This window comes from Sphingomonas hankookensis (assembly GCF_022664465.1).
Lineage (GTDB): Bacteria > Pseudomonadota > Alphaproteobacteria > Sphingomonadales > Sphingomonadaceae > Sphingomonas > Sphingomonas hankookensis.
The window spans coordinates 923,926-941,933 of record NZ_JAKREV010000001.1 but is presented as its reverse complement, the minus strand read 5'-3'; the positions used below and the strand labels follow the sequence as shown (position 1 = coordinate 941,933).

At 68.3% G+C, this 18,008-nt stretch carries 15 protein-coding genes; 9 read left to right on the top strand and 6 right to left on the bottom strand.

Features of this window, described 5'->3' with window-relative positions; all coding sequences use genetic code 11:
• Positions 1-30 precede the first annotated feature (30 nt).
• Positions 31-3,054, top strand: a complete 3,024-nt coding sequence (locus tag MF610_RS04460) for a ligand-binding sensor domain-containing diguanylate cyclase (protein WP_242193096.1) — start codon at positions 31-33, stop codon at positions 3,052-3,054.
• On the opposite strand, the gene MF610_RS04455 is transcribed toward MF610_RS04460, so the two are convergent.
• Entirely contained in the window at positions 3,040-4,515 is a 1,476-nt protein-coding gene (locus MF610_RS04455; RefSeq protein ID WP_242193088.1) for a flavin-containing monooxygenase, read from the bottom strand. The two genes, MF610_RS04460 and MF610_RS04455, sit on opposite strands and share 15 nt — an antisense overlap.
• A gap of 44 nt (positions 4,516-4,559) precedes the next feature.
• Positions 4,560-5,243, bottom strand: coding sequence for a DUF4197 domain-containing protein (locus MF610_RS04450; RefSeq protein WP_242193085.1), 684 nt, complete (start codon positions 5,241-5,243; stop codon positions 4,560-4,562).
• Between the two features lie 157 nt (positions 5,244-5,400).
• Here MF610_RS04450 and MF610_RS04445 point away from each other — a divergent pair, with 157 nt between their 5' ends.
• The 6 genes from MF610_RS04445 to MF610_RS04420 all read left to right on the top strand — a co-directional run bounded on the left by MF610_RS04445 (position 5,401) and on the right by MF610_RS04420 (position 10,321).
• The gene (locus tag MF610_RS04445; RefSeq protein ID WP_242193083.1) at positions 5,401-6,348 is read left to right on the top strand and encodes a DnaJ C-terminal domain-containing protein; all 948 of its coding nucleotides are present in this window, start codon (positions 5,401-5,403) and stop codon (positions 6,346-6,348) included.
• Between the two features lie 31 nt (positions 6,349-6,379).
• Complete coding sequence (locus tag MF610_RS04440; protein ID WP_242193081.1) at positions 6,380-7,321, top strand: YihY/virulence factor BrkB family protein; 942 nt, start codon at positions 6,380-6,382, stop codon at positions 7,319-7,321.
• Positions 7,318-8,121 (top strand): enoyl-ACP reductase FabI, encoded by an 804-nt coding sequence (gene fabI / locus MF610_RS04435; RefSeq protein ID WP_339328510.1) that lies wholly within the window; start codon positions 7,318-7,320, stop codon positions 8,119-8,121. Before MF610_RS04440 ends, fabI begins: the two co-directional genes overlap by 4 nt.
• A 4-nt stretch (positions 8,122-8,125) precedes the next feature.
• Positions 8,126-8,641 carry a GNAT family N-acetyltransferase gene (locus MF610_RS04430; protein WP_242193080.1) on the top strand — a complete coding sequence of 172 codons (516 nt, stop codon included), beginning with the start codon at positions 8,126-8,128 and terminating at the stop codon, positions 8,639-8,641.
• Positions 8,638-9,705 carry a chorismate synthase gene (aroC, locus tag MF610_RS04425; protein WP_242193079.1) on the top strand — a complete coding sequence of 356 codons (1,068 nt, stop codon included), beginning with the start codon at positions 8,638-8,640 and terminating at the stop codon, positions 9,703-9,705. Before MF610_RS04430 ends, aroC begins: the two co-directional genes overlap by 4 nt.
• A gap of 319 nt (positions 9,706-10,024) precedes the next feature.
• Positions 10,025-10,321: a hypothetical protein gene (locus MF610_RS04420; protein WP_242193077.1), complete on the top strand. Its 297-nt coding sequence runs from the start codon at positions 10,025-10,027 to the stop codon at positions 10,319-10,321.
• A gap of 312 nt (positions 10,322-10,633) precedes the next feature.
• Here MF610_RS04420 and MF610_RS04415 read toward each other — a convergent pair whose 3' ends face one another.
• A complete protein-coding gene (locus MF610_RS04415) occupies positions 10,634-11,923 on the bottom strand; it encodes an adenylosuccinate synthase (RefSeq protein WP_242193071.1) in 1,290 nt (429 codons plus the stop codon).
• A 38-nt stretch (positions 11,924-11,961) separates the two neighbouring features.
• Positions 11,962-12,399 (bottom strand): hemerythrin domain-containing protein, encoded by a 438-nt coding sequence (locus tag MF610_RS04410; RefSeq protein ID WP_242193069.1) that lies wholly within the window; start codon positions 12,397-12,399, stop codon positions 11,962-11,964.
• A 123-nt stretch (positions 12,400-12,522) separates the two neighbouring features.
• Here MF610_RS04410 and MF610_RS04405 point away from each other — a divergent pair, with 123 nt between their 5' ends.
• On the top strand, positions 12,523-13,524 hold the full coding sequence (locus MF610_RS04405) for a fumarylacetoacetate hydrolase family protein (RefSeq protein WP_242193067.1): 1,002 nt from the start codon (positions 12,523-12,525) through the stop codon (positions 13,522-13,524).
• Positions 13,525-13,526: 2 nt separating this feature from the next.
• The gene (gene treF, locus MF610_RS04400; RefSeq protein WP_339328509.1) at positions 13,527-15,089 is read left to right on the top strand and encodes an alpha,alpha-trehalase TreF; all 1,563 of its coding nucleotides are present in this window, start codon (positions 13,527-13,529) and stop codon (positions 15,087-15,089) included.
• 332 nt (positions 15,090-15,421) lie between these two features.
• Here treF and MF610_RS04395 read toward each other — a convergent pair whose 3' ends face one another.
• Together MF610_RS04395 and MF610_RS04390 are read right to left on the bottom strand one after the other, a co-directional pair.
• The gene (locus tag MF610_RS04395; RefSeq protein ID WP_242193065.1) at positions 15,422-16,693 is read right to left on the bottom strand and encodes an Hsp70 family protein; all 1,272 of its coding nucleotides are present in this window, start codon (positions 16,691-16,693) and stop codon (positions 15,422-15,424) included.
• A gap of 559 nt (positions 16,694-17,252) precedes the next feature.
• Entirely contained in the window at positions 17,253-17,912 is a 660-nt protein-coding gene (locus tag MF610_RS04390) for a hypothetical protein (protein ID WP_242193064.1), read from the bottom strand.
• Positions 17,913-18,008 lie beyond the last annotated feature (96 nt).

Below are 18,008 nucleotides of genomic sequence, written 5' to 3'. Positions count from 1 at the left end.
CCTGCCGCACAATGTCGCACGGAACCAGACATGCGGCATATCCTCCTTCTCTTCCTGCTGCTCGTGGGCATGATTCCCGGCGGAGCGATCGCTGCATCGTCGGCGATCGACGAATGGTCCGACTGGCGCACGCCGCGGTTCCATACGCTGGACGGCAGCGCGGGCCTGCCGCACGCCACGACGACCGCGATCGTACAGGGCAGCGACGGGCTGATGTGGATCGGCACGCGCGGCGGTTTGGCGCGTTATGACGGGCAACGGCTGAAGATTTTCCGCCAATCCGCCGTCGATATCGGCAACCTGCCCGACAATTATATCCGCGCGCTGCTGCCCCTGTCGCATGGCGGCATCCTGGTCGGTACCAATGTCGGCGGCATGGTGCGCTACGACCCGGTGTCGAACAGCTTCGTGCCCACACCGGGGGCCAGCGGGGTGGGGCCGGGCAGCCGCATCCTCGCGCTGGCCAGCGACCATCGCGGCGGGGCGATGATCGCGTCGGACCGTGGCGTGTTCCACTACGATGCCGCGCGCAACCGCGTGCAGCCGGTGACGCGGCCGGGCAGCCCGCTGTCCGACGGGGCGTTCGCGGTTCATGTCGATACCGACGGGACCGTCTATGCCGGTGGCGATGCCGGGCTGTTCGTCTGGCGGAAAAGCGCACGCGATTTCGTGCAGGTGGCGACGCCCGATATCGGCGACGTCTGGGCGATCGCGCGCGACGCGGACCGGCGGCTGTGGGTCGGCACCGGATCGCACGGCATCTATGTGCAACTTCGAAACGGCCGGTTCGTCCAGCCCGCGGCACTGGCAGGCGATGCGCCGCAGATCCGCCACCGCACCATCCGCGCCTTTGCGATCGGGGCCGATGGCGTGATGTGGGCCGGGACCGATGGCGTCGGCGTGTTGCGCATCGCGACGCGCGGCAGCTTTGCGGTCCGGGCAATGCGCAACGGGCCGGCCAATCGCGGGTCGCTGGCCGGCGATACGGTGCGCGCGGTGATGATCGACCGCACCGGGCGGCTATGGGCCGCGACCGAGGTCGGCGCGTCGCAGGCCGATCCGGATATGGACGCGATCTTCACCATCGCCAACGCGATGCCCGATCCGCGCCAGTCGCTGGCCGATCGCAACGTGCGCGGGGTGATGGTCGATCGGCGCGACCGCATCTGGGTCGGGATGGGCAACGGGCTGATCGACCGGGTGGATCGGGTCGCCGGCGTCGTCCGCCACTTGCGCCTGGATGGCAATCATGCGGGGCAGGACGTCAAGGCGTTCGCCGAACGGTCCGACGGGACGATCCTGGCCGGCGGGCGCGGGATCGTGGCGATCGATCCCGATACGCTGGCCGAACGGACGCTGCCGCTGCCCGACCTGGGTGACCTGCCGGTGATATCGCTGGCTTGGGCGGAGCAGCGGCTGCTGATCGGGACGTATAAGGGCCTGTTCGTATGGGACGAGCGCGCGCAGCGGATGCAGCGTTATCGCCATGTCGATGGCGACGACGGCACGCTGGCCAATAACGAAGTGATCAACATCGTCCCTGCCCCCGGCGGCGGGGTGTGGATCGCGACGCCGGGCGGGGTCAACCGGTTCGATCCGGCCACCGGACGCTTTGCAACCTATCGCCACCAGCCCGGCGATCCCGCCAGCCTGCCGCAGAATTACACCGGATCGATCGTGCCGCTGGCCAACACGCTGTGGATCGGCACCTATGGCGGAGTCGCGCAGGGCGTGCGTGCCGGGGACCGCTGGCGGTTCCATGCGATCAACGAGACACGGGGCCTCGCCAACGACAATGTCGCGGCGTTGCAGGCCGATCGCGCCGGGCGCATCTGGTCGACCGGCGCCAGCGGCATTTCGGTGATCGATCCGCGGCGCGAAAACGTGCTGGTGGTCAGCCGGCGCGACGGGCTGACGTCGGATGCGTTCAACCAGCGGGTGGCGGCGATCACGCGCGGCGGCGACCTGTTGTTCGGCGGGACGGGCGGGTTGCTGGTGCTGCGGCCCGACCGGATGCTGGCGGCGCGCCCCGCGGTCGCCACGACGCTGGCCCCGACCGAGATCGAGGAGAATGGGCGCGCGATCCCGATCGATCCGTTTGCCGGGCGGCACAGCATCCTGACCGACGGACGCGCCATCCGTATCGGCTTCGCACTGACCGACTATGCCGCGCCGGAGGAGATCCGCTACCGCTACCGCCTGCGCGGGTTCGACGAGAATTGGGTGGCGGTGCCCCCTGCCACGCCCGCGGCGGCGATCTATACCAACCTGCCCGGCGGCGATTACGTGCTGGAACTGCAGGCGCAGATACCCGGCGTGCATCCCCGCGTGGTGACGACGAGCGTCGACCTGCTGGTGTCGCGGGCATGGCATGAATGGTGGTCGGTTCGCGTAGCGCTGGTGATGCTGGCGGGATTGGTGATCTTCGGCATCGTCCAGTTGCGGACGGTGGTCCTCCGGCGGCGGACCCGCGCGCTGGAGACGGTGATCGGACAGCGGACGCAGGAGCTGCGCGCGGCCAATGTCACGCTGGAGCGGCTGGCGAGTACCGATCCGCTCACCGGCCTTGCCAACCGGCGCACGATGATGAGGATGCTGGAAGCGGCACGCGAGAATGCGATGCGCGCCGGGCGGCCCTATGTGGTGGCGATGATCGACATCGATCATTTCAAGCGGATCAACGACGCGCATGGGCACCAGATCGGCGACCTGGTCATCGAAGCGGTCGCGGCACGGATCGCCGGATCGGTTCGCACGGTCGATTGCGTCGCGCGCTATGGCGGCGAGGAGATCGCGATCCTGTTCGCCGATGCGAGCCCGGCGGAGGCCTATGCGGTCACCGAACGGCTGCGCAAGGCGATCGCGCAGATGTCGATCGAAGCGCGCGGCATAGCGGTTTCGGTGACGGTCAGCGGCGGGATCGCCGCGGCCGGGGCGGACACCCCGCCTGCCGCGATGCTGCACCAAGCCGATCTGGCGCTGTACCGGGCGAAGCGCAGCGGGCGGAACCGGGTCGAACTGGCCGATGCGACGACGGTGTCAGCCGACACCTGATCGCCGGAACGTCAGCACGCCGTCGGCCAGCCGGCCGAAGCGCAGCGCAAGATAGTCGAGGAAGTAATTCTGCCGCAGCCGCCACGGCGTGCGCGACCCCTGCGCCGGGGTCATGTCCGCCGCGCGCTGGACGTATCCCGAGCTGAAGTCGAGCAGTGGGCGCCGTTCGATATCCGGCCCCGGTGCGGCGGGAGTGCACACGTCATAGCCATGCGCGCGCATATGGTTGAGCATCCGGCACATCCGCCGGGAGATGAGGTCGATTTTCAGCGTCCACGACGCGTTGGTATAGCCGACCGCCAGCACCAGATTAGGCACGCCCGACACCATCATTCCGCGATAGACCAGCCGGTCGGCGGGCACGAGCGGTACCCCATCGATGCGGAGCGTAATGCCGCCCAGCAGGTGCAGCTTCAGCCCCGTCGCGGTGACGATGATATCGGCGTCGACCTGGTCGCCCGATCCGAGTTCGATGCCGCCCGTCGTGAAGCGGCGGATCGTATCGGTGACGATGGTCGCCGAACCGTCGCGCAACGCAGCGAACAGGTCGGCATCGGGGACGAGGCACAGCCGCTGGTCCCACGGATCGTAGCGCGGGGTAAAGTGGCGGTCGATATCGGGCAGGTCGGACAGTTCGGCGCGCACCCCGCGCAGGATGAACGCGCGCATCCGTTTCGGCCAGGCGCGTGCGAACTGGAAGGCGGCGAGGCCCAGCGCGGCGCTTTTCCACCGCGCGAGCCGTCCGGCGACGGGTTCGGGAAGCCAGCGGTACAGCTGTCGGGCGACGGCGTCGCGTGAGGGCTGCGACACGATGTAGCTGGGCGAACGCTGGATCATCGTCACCTGCGCACCGCGCGCGGCGAGTGCCGGGACCAAGGTGACCGCGGTCGCGCCGCTGCCGATCACCGCGACCCGCCGGCCCGCGACGTCGAGTTCGTCCGGCCAATGCTGCGGATGGACGATCCGGCCGGCAAAGTCCCGCTGCCCGGCGAAGTCGGGGGCGTGGCCGGCGGCATAGTCGTAATAGCCCGACCCCATGAACAGGAAACGGCAGGCGATCGTGCGCGTGGCGCCTTCGACTTCGTAGGTCAGCGTCCAGCGCGCGGCGTCCGACGACCAGTCGGCGGCGATCACCCGGTGGCGGAAGCGGATGTGGCGGTCGATGCCGAAGACGCGCGCCGTATCCTCGATATAGTCGCGAATGTCGCCGCCGTCCGCGATCGATTTGTCGCCACGCCACGGCCGGAACGGGAAGCCGAGCGTATGCATGTCCGAATCCGAGCGGATGCCGGGATAGCGGAACAGGTCCCAGGTGCCGCCGACCGCACTCCGCCCTTCAAAGATCGCGTAGCTATGATCGGGGCAGCTGTGCTGCAGGTGCCAGGCGGCGTCGATACCCGACAGTCCGGCACCGATGATGATGACGTCGAGATCGCGGTCGGCGGGGAGTGGCGTCGGCATGGGAGAAACTATCCGCCCTGCCGACGCGCTTGCCAAGCCTGCCGTTACCGCGGCGATCCGAGCAGCAGCGCGGTCAGCACCGGATCGCCGGTCCGGCGCGGGTCGGCGCGGATTGCGGCTTCCTCGCGCCCGATCGCCCGGAAGATCGCGTTCCCGGCCTGATCGGCGGCGCTGCGGGCGATCGCGGTATAGTCGATGCCGGTTTGCGCGGTGACGATCGCCGACAGGATCTCGGTCGTGTCGGAGCGCAGGCCGTTCGAAAATTCGGGGAACATCGCGTCGATCACCGCGCCGCGCGTCGACCGGGCGAGCAGGTCGGTGGCCGCGGTCGGGCCGCCGCGCAGCACCGCCAGCGCATCGGCGAACGTCAGCCCGCGGATCGAATCGAGCACCACCGGCGTGGCGCGATCGGCCGCATCGACCGCGATATCGTTCAATGCCATCGCGATCCGTCCGCGCACCGCATTGGTGCGGAGTACCGCGGCCAGCACGTTGTTCTGCCCGCCGGTGTCGGGCAGCGTCAGCCGGGTCAGCTGGTCGTCGTAGAATCCGCCCGGACGGATCAGCCGTTCGAACGCGCGCTGGCTGGACAGGGTCAGCAGCCGGCGGACGCCTTCGTCGACGCCGTAGCTGCCGAGCGGCGTCGCGCATCCGCCGAGCAGGGCGACCGGAACGAACAGGACGGTGGCGCCGAGGATGCGGCGGCGGGTCAGCGGGGCTTCGATCATGACGGGCTTCTCCGGATAGCGATTGCGCAGCCAACGCAGGCGATGGCCTCCGGTGCCGCCGCGCGCGTGAACCGACGTTGAACCGGGGATCGTTTAGGGGGCGTTTCGTAGGGACAAGGCATTGCCGAGTCGCACTGCGCGCCTTAGCTACCGGACCATGGCTGATCCCTATGCAACCCTGGGCGTCGCGCGCGGCGCCACCGAAGCGGATATCAAGAAGGCGTATCGCAAGCTCGCCAAGGAGCTGCACCCCGATCGCAACAAGGACAACAAGGCGGCATCGGACCGGTTTTCGAAGGTTACGCAGGCGTACGACCTGCTGACCGACAAGGACAAGCGCGCGCGGTTCGACCGGGGCGAGATCGATGGCGACGGCAATCCGGCGTCGCCGTTCGGCTTCGGCAACGGCGGCGGGGGCGGCGGCTTTCGCCCCGGTCCGGGCGGACGCGGCGGGTTCGACATGGGTGCCGAAGGGCAGGGTGGCGATTTCTCCGATATCTTCGAAGGGCTGTTCGGCGGTCGCGGTGCGCCGGGCGCGGGCGGGGGCGGTTTCGCCAGCGGGTTCGGGCGGCGTGCGCAGCCCAAGGGCGGCAACGTCGCCTATCGGCTGAAGGTGCCGTTCGAGGATGCGGCGATGCTCAGCCCGCAGCGGATCACGCTGGCCGATGGCAAGACGATCGACCTGAAGCTGCCCGCCGGCGTCGATACCGGCACGCAGATGCGACTGTCGGGCAAGGGCGACCCGGGACCCGGCGGCGCGGGCGACGCGATCGTGACGGTCGAGGTGCAGCCGCATCGCTTCTATACCCGCGACGGCGACGATGTGCGCGTCGACCTGCCGATCAATCTCGCCGAGGCGGTGCTGGGCGGAAAAGTTCGCGTGCCGACGGTCGAGGGCGCGGTGATGCTGAGCGTGCCCAAAGGCGCGACATCGGGCAAGACGTTGCGGCTTAAAGGTCGAGGATTCCATCGGAAAGACGGCACGCGCGGCGATCAGTTGGTGACGTTGATGGTCGACATTCCCGCCGACGATGCAGAACTGGCGACCTTCGTCGAAGGGTGGAGCGGCGCGAACACGGACCCGCGGGCGAAGCTGGGCGTTTGAGCCGGTTGCGTAACCAGCCGAGCCGAACTGCATGACCCAGCCGTCCCCTGAAAGTCCCGAGGTGCGGCACCGGCAGGGGCGCCCGGCCTTGTCGCGTCTGCGCCCGTCCGCGCGGGCGATCGAGGTGGTGAAGCGCGTCGCCATCGGGACGTTCAACGACGGCTTCACCCATGCCGGCAACCTTGCCTATCTTTCGCTGCTGACGCTGTTCCCGTTCTTCATCGTCGCCGCCGCGATCGCGCGGGCGGTCGGGCGGAGCCAGGACAGCATCCATGCCGTCACCGCGTTCCTCGAAACCGTGCCGAGCGAGGTTGCGACGGTGTTGCAGCAGCCGATCCTCGACGTGTTGCAGGCGCGGTCGGGGTCACTGCTGTGGCTGGGCGGGCTGGTCGGACTATGGACCACGACCGGGTTCATCGAAACCGTGCGGTCGATCCTGCGGCAGGCGTATGGCATCCCGTTCTCGCGGCCATTCTGGGAATATCGGCTGGGGTCGATCGGGCTGATCGTCGGATCGGTGCTGATGCTGATGATCGCGTTCAGCCTGCAGGTCGTGCTGGTCGGCGTAGAACAGCTGATCTACCGCGCGCTGCCGTTCCTGCAGCCCTATGCCGCCTATCTGTCGATCGCGAAGCTGTTCCCGGCGCTGGCGTTGTTCGTCGCGCTCTACACGCTGTTCTATTCGCTGGCGCCGAAGAAGTATCGCTATTCCAAATGCCCGAAATGGCCGGGCGCGGTGGCGACGGCCAGCGTGTGGATCGGCACGACGCAGCTCCTGCCGCTGGCGATCGATGCGCTGGGGGGATATGACCGGACCTATGGCAGCCTGGCCGGCGTGATGATCGCGTTGTTCTTTTTCTATATCGTGGGCTTGGGCGTGGTGATCGGCGGCGAATTGAACGCGGCGCTGGCGGAAACGCCCGACCCTGCGCTAGAGGGGGTGCCAACAGACGAAAAAGGGACGGTCGCGTGAACGGTTTGATGCAGGGCAAGCGGGGGGTCATCATGGGCCTCGCCAACGATCGGTCGCTGGCCTGGGGCATTGCCAAGCAGCTGGCGGCGCAGGGCGCGGAGCTGGCCTTCACCTATCAGGGCGAGGCGCTGGAACGGCGCGTGCGCCCGCTGGCGACCGAACTGGGCGCCGACTTCCTGATCGAATGCGACGTGGCCGACATGGGCGCATTGGATGCTGCGTTCGACACCATCGCCGCGCGCTGGCCAACGATCGACTTCGTCGTTCACGCGATCGGCTTTTCGGACAAGAACGAGCTGCGCGGTCATTATTACGACACCAGCCTCGACAATTTCCTGATGACGATGAACATCAGCGTCTATTCGTTCACCGCCGTCGCCAAGCGCGCGCGGGCGTTGATGCCGAACGGTGGATCGCTGCTGACGCTGACCTATTACGGGTCGGAAAAGGTCGTGCCGCATTACAACGTCATGGGCGTGGCCAAGGCAGCGCTCGACATGTCGATCAAGTATCTGGCGATGGACATGGGGCCGGAAAACATCCGGGTGAACGCCATTTCCGCCGGTCCGATCAAAACCCTGGCCGCCAGCGGCATCGGCGATTTCCGCTATATCCTGAAGTGGAACGAGCTGAACTCGCCGCTGCGCCGCAACGTCACGATCGACGATGTCGGTGGGGCGGGGCTGTACCTGCTGAGCGATCTGGCGAGCGGTGTCACCGGTGAAATCCATCACGTCGACGCCGGCTATAACGTCATCGGCATGAAGGCCGAGGACGCGCCCGACATCGCGCTGTCGTAAGCGCATGAGCGTCATCCGTGCGGCGACCGGTGCGGATGCGCCGGCGGTCGATGCGTTGCTGCGCGCCTGCTTCCCGCGCGATGCCGAGGCGCGACTGCTCCAGCAATTGGCGATCGACGGCGATCTGGTGCTGGTGCTGGTCGCCGAGGATGACGGCGCGGTGGTGGGGATGATCGCCGCCAGCCGGATGCAGGTCGCCGCCGATACGCGGGAGATCGCCGCAGTCGCTATCGCGCCGCTGGCGGTCGATCGAACGGCGCGGGGGCAGGGCGTGGGCGAGGCGCTGGTCGCCGCTGCCATTGCCCATCTGCGTAGCGCGGGGGTCGAACTGGGCTTCGTGCTGGGCGATCCGGCCTATTATGGTCGCTTCGGGTTCGAGGCGACGACGGCGCGCGGGTTCGACAGCCCCTATGCCGGGGAGTATCTGCTGGGCATCCGGCTGAACGACGGGCCGTGCGTCCACACGCCCGGCATGGCGGCGCATGCGCAGGCCTTTGCGGCATTGGGGGAAGACGCATGAGCCACAACAGCTTCGGACATCTGTTCCGCTTCACGACCTGGGGTGAGAGCCATGGGCCGGCGCTGGGCGCGGTCGTCGACGGGTGCCCGCCGGGGCTGGCGCTGAGTGAGGCCGATATCCAGCCGTTCCTCGACGCGCGGCGGCCGGGGACCAGCCGGTTCACGACGCAGCGGCGCGAGCCCGATGCGGTGCGCATCCTGTCGGGTGTGTTCGATGGGCGTACGACCGGCACGCCGATCAGCCTGATGATCGAGAATGTCGACCAGCGGTCGAAGGATTATTCGGACGTCGCCAAGGCCTATCGCCCCGGCCATGCCGATTATGCCTATGACGCGAAATATGGCTTTCGCGATTATCGCGGCGGCGGGCGGTCGTCGGCGCGCGAGACGGCGGCACGGGTCGCGGCGGGGGCGGTGGCGCGGCTGGTGATACCGGAAGTGACGATTACCGCCTGGGTCGAATCGATCGGTGGCGATGCGATCGATCCCGCCGCATTCGATGTGGCGGAGATCGGGCGCAATCCGTTCTTCTGTCCCGATGCTGCCGCTGCCCAGCGCTGGGAGGCGCTGGTCGATGGCGCGCGCAAGGCCGGGTCGTCGATGGGCGCGGTTGTTGCGTGCCGGGCGGAAGGCGTGCCGGCCGGTTGGGGAGCGCCGCTCTATGCCAAGCTGGATGCCGAACTGGCGAGTGCGGCCATGTCGATCAATGCGGTTAAGGGCGTCGAAATCGGCGACGGCTTTGCGGCGGCGGCGCTGTCGGGTGAGCAGAATGCCGACCCGATGCGGCCGGGTGCTTCGGGCGTCGAGTTCTTGGCCAACCATGCGGGCGGGATTGCCGGTGGCATCTCGACCGGGCAGCCGGTGACGCTCAGGGTCGCGTTCAAGCCGACCAGCTCGATCCTGACGCCGGTCGAGACGATCGGTCCCGACGGGCAGGCGACGACGATCGCGACCAAGGGGCGGCACGATCCGTGTGTCGGCATTCGTGGCGTGCCGGTGGTCGAGGCGATGGTCGCGCTGGTGTTGGCGGACCAGAAACTGCGCCATCGTGGGCAGGTGGGGTAGGTTCCTCGTCGGCTTGGGTGTCACCCTCGCCCTTCCGCGACTGCGTCGCTCCCTCCCTCTCCCGCCGGGAGAGGGAAGGGGCCCGCCCGGTGCAGACGGGTGGGAAGGGTGAGGGTGGTTTTGCTGGGACGCTTCTGACGTCACGCCGCGAAACATGCCTGGCACGCTGCCCGGATGTGGCATTTTCGGGGCAATCGGTCGCCAAAGTGCCACGGTCTGTCCCCGTTCTGATCCCGGCGCGCGGTGGGGCGAGCGGAGCGCATGGACCTATCGACGCGACAAGGCATTGAAACTCCCGACTGACGCAAGGAGATTTTCAATGCGCAAGACCATTTTCGCGAGCCTGCTGATCCTGGGTAGCACGACTGCCGCCATGGCACAGACCCAGACGCAGCCGACCCAGCCCACCACGACGCCGGGCACGCCGGACCCGATGCGTCCGACCCAGCCATCGCCGCAGACGACCGGGCCGACGAATCCCACGACGACGCAGCCGAGTGACACGACCCGTCCGGGCGCGCCGACGACCGACGATACGACCACGGACGACACGACCACGCCGACCACCGGCGATCCGTCCACGACTACGCCGCCAGCGCCCGGTACGCCGCGCTGATCCGGCAAGGATAAAAGGCCCGCCCGGAGCAATCCGGGCGGGCCTTTTCCTTGTCTGAAGCCTAACTCGCCAATCCCAGTCCCAAGCCGTTTGCTTTGAGCGCAGCTTCGACCCGGTCGAGAACCGAAGTCGAGAAGGGTTTGCCGCAAACTAAGGCGTTCTCGACGAGGGTCGGGTCGGATTGTCCCCCGGACAATCCTGATACCCAAGCGGGGCATGGTTCACCCGACCCTCTTCTCGACAAGCTCGAAGCTGCTCGAACCGAACGGGGATGGTCGAAGCAAACGGGGAAGCAGGAAGTTAAGTAGCCGATCAGTCCGCGAAGGGATCGCGTACGAGGATCGTGTCGTCGCGTTCCGGGCTGGTCGATACCAGCGTCACCGGGCACTGGATCAGTTCCTCGATGCGGCGGATATACTTGATCGCCTGCGCCGGCAGTTCGGCCCAGCTGCGCGCGCCGGCGGTCGATTCCGACCAGCCGGGCATGGTTTCGTAGATCGGCTCCACCTTCGCCTGATCGGCGGCATGGGCGGGGTAATAGTCGAGGACCTGGTCGCCAAGGCGATAGCCAGTGCAGATCGCCACTTCCTCGAACCCGTCGAGCACGTCGATCTTGGTCAGCGCGATGCCGGTGATGCCGCCGACCGCCGCCGCCTGTCGCACCAGCACGCTGTCGAACCAGCCGCAGCGGCGCTTGCGGCCGGTTACCGTGCCGAATTCATGCCCGCGCACGCCGAGGCGCTCGCCGGTTTCGTTCTCCAGTTCGGTCGGGAACGGGCCGGAACCGACGCGGGTGGTGTACGCCTTGGCGATGCCCAGCACGAAGCCGACCGCGCCCGGCCCCATGCCCGAACCGCCCGCCGCGGTGCCGGCGATGGTGTTGGACGAGGTGACGAACGGATAGGTGCCATGGTCGATGTCGAGCAGCACGCCCTGCGCGCCTTCGAACAGGATGCGCTTGCCGGTCGCCTTGGCCTGCGCCAGCATGCGCCATACCGGCTGGGCATAGGGCAGGACGAAATCGGCGATCTCGCGCAGCTCGGCGATCAGCTTGTCGCGGTCGATGGCCGGTTCGTTGAAACCGGCGCGCAGCGCGTCGTGATGCGCGGTGAGGCGATCGAGCTGCGCCTCCAGATCGTCGAGATGGGCGAGGTCGCAGACGCGGATCGCGCGGCGGCCGACCTTGTCCTCGTACGCCGGGCCGATGCCGCGGCGGGTGGTGCCGATCTTGCCGGCGCCACTCGCATCCTCGCGCAGACCATCGAGGTCGCGGTGGAACGGCAGGATCAGCGTGCAGGTCTCGGCTATCATCAGCGTGTCGGGGGTGACCGAAACGCCCTGTTCGCGCAGTCGTTCGGTTTCCGCCTTCAGCGCCCAGGGGTCGAGGACGACGCCGTTGCCGACGATCGAGGGGGTGCCGCGGACGATACCCGAGGGGAGCAGCGACAGCTTGTAGACGGTGCCGCCGACGACCAGCGTATGGCCGGCATTATGCCCGCCCTGGAACCGCACGACCATGTCGGCGCGCTCCGCCAGCCAGTCGACGATCTTTCCCTTGCCCTCGTCACCCCATTGGGCGCCGATCACCGCTACGTTCGCCACGTCGTGTTACCCTCATGCATGCCGGTATCGGCGCTGCACTAGGCCTGTCGCACGCCCGCGTCCACCTTGGCCGTGGGAATGTGACGATAGAGTTGCGTTTCCTCGCGGTGGATGCGGTCGGCCAATGCCGCCGCCAATCCCCGCGTCGCGGTTTCGAAGGCGTCGGGCTGGGCTTCGATCCGCGGCGCGTCCCAGTCCTGCATATAGGCTTTTAAGCCGTCGGACAGGCCGCCCATCTCCCCCTCGAACCGGCGCGACAGCGCGGCGGCGACCGGGTCGGCGCCCCGTTGCAGCATCGGGTGGAGCAGCCTGTCCTCCTTCGCCAGATGCGCCAGCAGCAACCGGCTCAGCCGCCAGCGCAGTTGCGCAAGATCGGCGATGGGGAGCGGGCGCAGGGCGGCGCGGCGCAGCAGGTCGCCGATCACCGTGCCCAGTTCGGCATGTTCCTCGACCAGCGTCTCGCGTTTCAGCGCCATCGCCATTCCCTCCGACGCCCGACCCTGCGGCGGCACGTCCTAACAAAGCATGTATACGGCGGCTCGACATTGTGCGCGACGACGCGCAAACGGGGGGCAGGACATAGAAGGAGAGAGTGCCGCATGAAACTTGCCAGCCTCAAAGACGGTCGTGACGGACGCCTGGTCGTCGTGTCGAGCGACCTTGCCTGGTATGCGGATGCGAGTGCGATCGTGCCGACGCTGCAGGCCGCGCTGGACGATTGGGACCGGGTCGAAGGCGACCTGCGCAACCTTGCCACCGATCTCGACCATGACGTGATCCCGAAGGACCGGTTCCACGAGCGCGACGCGGCGTCGCCGCTGCCGCGGGCGTATCAGTGGGCCGACGGATCGGCCTATGTGAACCATGTCGCGCTGGTGCGGCAGGCGCGCGGGGCGGAGATGCCCGAAACCTTCTGGCACGATCCCCTGATGTATCAGGGCGGGTCGGACGGGTTCCTGAGCCCCCGCGATCCGATCCCGCTGGCCGATCCGGCATGGGGCTGTGATTTCGAGGCCGAGGTGGTGGTGGTGACCGGCGACGTTCCGCTGGGCGCGTCGCGTGGGGACGCGCTGGCGGCGGTGCGGCTGGTCGGGCTGACCAACGACGTGTCGCTGCGCGGGCTGATCCCGGGCGAACTGGCCAAGGGGTTCGGGTTCTTCCAGTCGAAGCCGGCATCGGCCTTTTCCCCCGTCTTCGTCACGCCCGATGCGCTGGGCGAGTGGTGGCGCGACGGCAAGCTGCACCGGCGGATGTGCGTCGACCTGAACGGACAGCCGTTCGGCCGGGCGGAAGCAGGCGAGGACATGACGTTCGATTTCGGCACGCTGATCGCCCATGCCGCCAAGACGCGGGCGCTGGGTGCCGGCACGATCATCGGGTCGGGCACGGTGTCGAACCGCGATGGCGACGGTGGGCCGGGCAAGCCGGTCGCCGATGGCGGCGTAGGCTATTCGTGCCTGGCGGAAATCCGCACGGTCGAGACGATCCGCGGCGGCAAGGCGGAGACGCCGTTCCTGAAAAGCGGCGACACCGTCCGCATCTGGGCCGAGGACGACCGGCATCACCCGATCTTCGGCGTGATCGAACAGACGGTGGCGTAAGCGTGTTGCGCCGCTATCGCCTGCTGACCCCGTTCCTGCTGGCCGGATGCACGCCGTCCGGCCAGACGCCACCGGTCGCCATCGTGGCGCCGGCGGCGATGGTAGCGACCCCCGCCGACCGGTTCGGGGCGCTGTTCGACGCGGTGCAGATGCGGCGCATCTTTCCCGATGGAAAGACCTTCGTCGATGCGGTGCCCAAGCGGGCGGATGTGGCGATCATGGCCGATTTCCGGGGGCGGCGCTTTGCCGACGATGCGGCGTTGAAGGCGTTCGTGCTGGCCAATTTCGACGTGCCGGGGCTGGCGCCGGTGCCCGAATCGGTCACCGGCCCGCAGCTGCCGATCGCGCGGCACATCGCCGAGCTGTGGCCGCATCTGACCCGCGATCCGGTGACGCCGCCTGGCGGTTCGAGCGCGCTGGCGGTGGCCGATCGCTATGTCGTGCCGGGCGGACGATTCCGCGAGCTATATTACTGGGACAGCTATTTCACGATGCTGGGGCTGGTCGCCGACCGGCGGCAGGACCTGGTCGAATCGATGGTCGATGGCTTCACCGATCTGGTCGAGCGGTATGGCCATGTGCCCAACGGGACGCGGAGCTATTATCTCAGCCGGTCGCAGCCGCCGTTCCTGTATCTGATGATGGGGCTGTCGCAGAACCGCGATCCCGTTGTGCTCCAGCGGCGGCTGGCGGCGCTCAAGCGCGAACATGCCTATTTCACCAGCCCCGAACGGTCGGTGACGCTGCCCGACGGGGCGGTGCTGCAACATTATTGGGATGCGCGGACCAGCCCACGCGACGAATCGTGGCGTGAGGATGTCGAGACCGCGAAGGCGAGCGGCCGGCCGGCAGCGGAGGTCTATCGCGACCTGCGTGCCGGGGCGGAGAGCGGCTGGGATTTCTCGTCGCGCTGGCTGGTCGATGGCAAGACGCTGGCGACGATCGACACGACGAACGTCCTGCCCGCCGATCTCAACAGCTTGCTGTGGGGGATGGAGCGGGCGATCGCCGACAGTGCCACGAAGCTGGGCGACCGCGCGACCGCCAGCGACTTTGCCGGACGTGCCGCGAAGCGGGGCGCGGCGATCGAGCGCTGGCTGTGGAGCGAGGGCGAGGGGCGCTATGGCGATTACGACGTCCGGCGCGCGCGGCTGCGCGGCGGGACGACCGCCGCCACCGCCTATCCGCTGTTCGTCGGGCTGACCACCGGGCCGCGTGCCGGCCGGGTCGCGGCGACGATCGAGGCGCAACTGCTGGCACCGGGCGGATTGCGGTCGACGACGGTCGATACCGGGCAGCAATGGGACCGGCCCAACGGCTGGGCGCCGCTGCAATGGATCGCAGTTGCCGGGCTGGACCGGACGGGGCACAAGGCGCTGGCGGACAGGATCGCCACGCGGTTCCTGGCCAGCGTCGAGCGCGAATATGCCGCGTCGGGCAAGCTGGTCGAGAAATACGACGTCGAGGAAGTGAAGCCGGGCGGCGGCGGCGAGTATCCGTTGCAGGACGGGTTCGGGTGGACCAACGGCGTCACGCGGGCGCTGATGGTGCGGGGCGGGCGGTAGGCGCGCGGCCAAAGTTCACGAAGTTCGCACTCGTGCGCAGTTTGTCGCTGGCGGTGGAAGTTGGCGAAGGTTGCGGCACGTCGTGTTCGCAGCAGGTCCAGGTGCGGTCGAAGCCGGTTTAATTTCAATCGCTTAACCGGGTTGAGTGTGACGTTTGGTGCGCGGAAGTTGGCGTTGATGGGCGCGGAGCAGGCGTGGCGTGCTGCCACCGGGAGATCCCAGCCTTCGCCGGGATGACGAACGGGGTTGGCGTCCGATGCATCGGGACGCTGGAGTGGACCTGTCAAAGAACGTCGCGAGCATGGCAGTCCGCCCGCGTGTAGGAAAGCGGTTCACGCGGCCCATGCCGCCAGATCATCCTGCTGCCCGATCAGCGCGAGGCCGTGGGCGACCGAGGTGAGTTCGTTGCCCGACGCCAGCCGATCCTGTCCGAACCGTGTCGCAAAGGCGCGGCGGATGGCGGGGGTGAGCGAGGTGCCGCCGGTCAGGAACACGCGGTCGATGCCGCCTGCGTCCAGCCCGGCCGCGTCCAGCGCGCGGTCGACCGTCGCCATGATGCGGGCGAGGTCGTCGGCGATCCATGCCTCGAACTGGTCGCGGGTTACCTGGGCATGGATCGAGATGCCGCCGCCTTCGAACGCGAAGGTCGCTTCGTCGCCGTTGGACAGCGCGCGCTTCACCTGCCCGACGGCGTCGTAGAGCGGATAGCCCTGTTCGCCTTCGATCACCGCGATCATCCGGTCGATCGCCGCCGGATCGGTGGCGGAACGGCGCAATTTGTCGAGTTCGGCCATGGTCTTGCGGTTGCGCATCAGGGCCAAGCGCGACCAGTCGGTGAAGTCGGTGAAATGGCCCGCCGGTATCTCCAGTACCTTGTCGAACGAGCGATAGGTGCCGCCCTTGCCGAGCAGCGGCAGGACCAGCTTGTCGAGGATGCGGCGGTCGAACTGGTCGCCGGCGATGCCGATACCGGCGTGACCGAGCGGATGGGCGCGGCGTTCGCTGCCGGGTGCTTCGAGGCGGACGACCGAGAAGTCGCTGGTGCCGCCGCCGAAATCGGCGACGAGGATGGTGGCGGCTTGCGTCAGGGTCGCGGCATGGCTGAACGCGGCGCCGAGCGGTTCATAGACATAGGCGATCTCCGCGCCGAGCCTTGCGAACATCGCGTCGTAGCGCTGGCGGGCGAGCGCTTCGTCGGGGCGGTGGCCGGCATAGGTGATCGGGCGGCCGACGACGATCCGCTTCGCGCCGTTCAGCGCACCGTGCGCGCGGGCGGCAAGGCGGTCGAGGAACGCGCGACCGAGGTCTTCGAACCGGTAGCGTTTGGTGAAGATCGGCGCGGTGTCGAAGCTGGGGCTGGCGGCGACCGACTTGAACGACTGCAGGAAGCGGCAGCCTTCGGGGTATTGGAGGTACTCGTCGATCGCCCACGGCCCCGCTTCTACCGCGATGCCGCCGGGCACGTCGTCCTGCCAGAAGCACAGCGCCGACCGGAACACCGGATCGCTGCCGTCCGGGCCGTCGAGCGGCACGAGCGCCGCGCCATCGCCATCGGCGCGGGCGAGGACGGAATTGGTGGTGCCGAAATCTAGGCCGAGGGACATGGGGGAGGGCTCCGGGCAGCGGCGGGACGCCCTACACGGGTTGGGTGAGTTTGTCTTGGGGGTGTGTGGGGAAGAAGGTTGGTTCACGCGAAGGCGCGAAGGCGCGGAGAGAAGAAGTTTAGATTTCGTGCAGAGGCGCAGAGGCGCGGAGAGGTTGTGCGTCGGGTGGTCGTCGTTCTTCCGGCGAAGCCGTTGCGTTTTGGGCAACAGGTATGAAGGCTGCTGGCGCAGCGCGGAGGTAGCCGCGCGCCCTCTGCGTCTCCGCGTCTCTGCGCGAAATCTACTGTATCTTTGCGCCTTCGCGCCTTCGCGTGAACCGAACTTCTTCGTGTTCGCCAGCCTGGCCGATTGAGTGCGGCGTGGGGTGAAGGCTCGGGCGTTGCGTTCGTGGCTCTGGACCCCCGCCTGCGCGGGGGTACGGCGGTTGGTTGGCGGAGGCGCTTCTTCCATCGACCGTCCCCGGCGAAGGCCGGGGTCCAGTCGGGCGACGCTGGTGGGTTGTCACCATCGTCCCGTTGCTGGACCCCGGCCTCCGCCGGGGTATGGTGTTGGTTTGGGGTTAGCGGGTTGCGCGGGCGGGTGCCGGGGCTGGCGCAGCCGCTACCGGTGGTGCTCCGGCCGGTGCGGTACCTGCCGGCGGGGGCGGGGGAACAGTGCCGTTGGCCGGGGGCGGTGGCAGGGCTGCGCCATCGGCGGGCGGCGGCGGGGGCATTGCGCCGGGTGCGCAACCCGGACCGCCGGGGCCACCGGGACCACCCGGACCGTGCGCTTCGGGGCCACCCGGGCCACCCGGACCATGCGGGCCGGGACCGCGGCCTTCGGGGCCGTGGCCGCGGCGGGGCGGCGGGCCGACCGGGGTCACCTTGCCATCGGCATCGACAACGTAGGACGCGCGCAGCTGTCCGTCGTCATAGCGGCCCTGCACCTGCACGGCTGCGCCCTTCGTCACCGAGGCGTCGCGGCCACCATCGACCATCGCCCGGCCCGAGGCGTCCTGCACCACGAAGCGGTCGCCATAGACCTCGGCCACGCGGCCCTTGACCGTCACCACGCCGCTGCCGTCCGCCAGCTTCGCGACCGGCGTCGCCACGGTCGGCGCCATCTCGACCGCCGGCCGGGTCAGCGACACCGCGCTCGCCCCGCCCGCCGCGCCGATGGCGAGGCCGATCGCGACGCCGAGGCCCAGCCTGGCCGGGCTGCCGAGGGAAAATTTCGCCATGTGCTTCACTCCTTGGTTGTTCGATGAAGCCGTTCTACCGATTCGCCCCCACGCCACGCTGAACCCCGCGGTTCAGTTTCGGTTTAAGCGCGGAGC

What these genes read in the sequence shown, in the direction of transcription:
- MF610_RS04460 (WP_242193096.1), top strand. Translation starts at nt 31, where the DNA reads ATGCGGCATATCCTCCTTCTCTTCCTGCTGCTCGTGGGCATGATTCCC.
- MF610_RS04455 (WP_242193088.1), bottom strand. Translation starts at nt 4,515, where the DNA reads ATGCCGACGCCACTCCCCGCCGACCGCGATCTCGACGTCATCATCATC.
- MF610_RS04450 (WP_242193085.1), bottom strand. Translation starts at nt 5,243, where the DNA reads ATGATCGAAGCCCCGCTGACCCGCCGCCGCATCCTCGGCGCCACCGTC.
- MF610_RS04445 (WP_242193083.1), top strand. Translation starts at nt 5,401, where the DNA reads ATGGCTGATCCCTATGCAACCCTGGGCGTCGCGCGCGGCGCCACCGAA.
- MF610_RS04440 (WP_242193081.1), top strand. Translation starts at nt 6,380, where the DNA reads ATGACCCAGCCGTCCCCTGAAAGTCCCGAGGTGCGGCACCGGCAGGGG.
- MF610_RS04430 (WP_242193080.1), top strand. Translation starts at nt 8,126, where the DNA reads ATGAGCGTCATCCGTGCGGCGACCGGTGCGGATGCGCCGGCGGTCGAT.
- aroC (WP_242193079.1), top strand. Translation starts at nt 8,638, where the DNA reads ATGAGCCACAACAGCTTCGGACATCTGTTCCGCTTCACGACCTGGGGT.
- MF610_RS04420 (WP_242193077.1), top strand. Translation starts at nt 10,025, where the DNA reads ATGCGCAAGACCATTTTCGCGAGCCTGCTGATCCTGGGTAGCACGACT.
- MF610_RS04410 (WP_242193069.1), bottom strand. Translation starts at nt 12,399, where the DNA reads ATGGCGCTGAAACGCGAGACGCTGGTCGAGGAACATGCCGAACTGGGC.
- MF610_RS04405 (WP_242193067.1), top strand. Translation starts at nt 12,523, where the DNA reads ATGAAACTTGCCAGCCTCAAAGACGGTCGTGACGGACGCCTGGTCGTC.
- MF610_RS04395 (WP_242193065.1), bottom strand. Translation starts at nt 16,693, where the DNA reads ATGTCCCTCGGCCTAGATTTCGGCACCACCAATTCCGTCCTCGCCCGC.
- MF610_RS04390 (WP_242193064.1), bottom strand. Translation starts at nt 17,912, where the DNA reads ATGGCGAAATTTTCCCTCGGCAGCCCGGCCAGGCTGGGCCTCGGCGTC.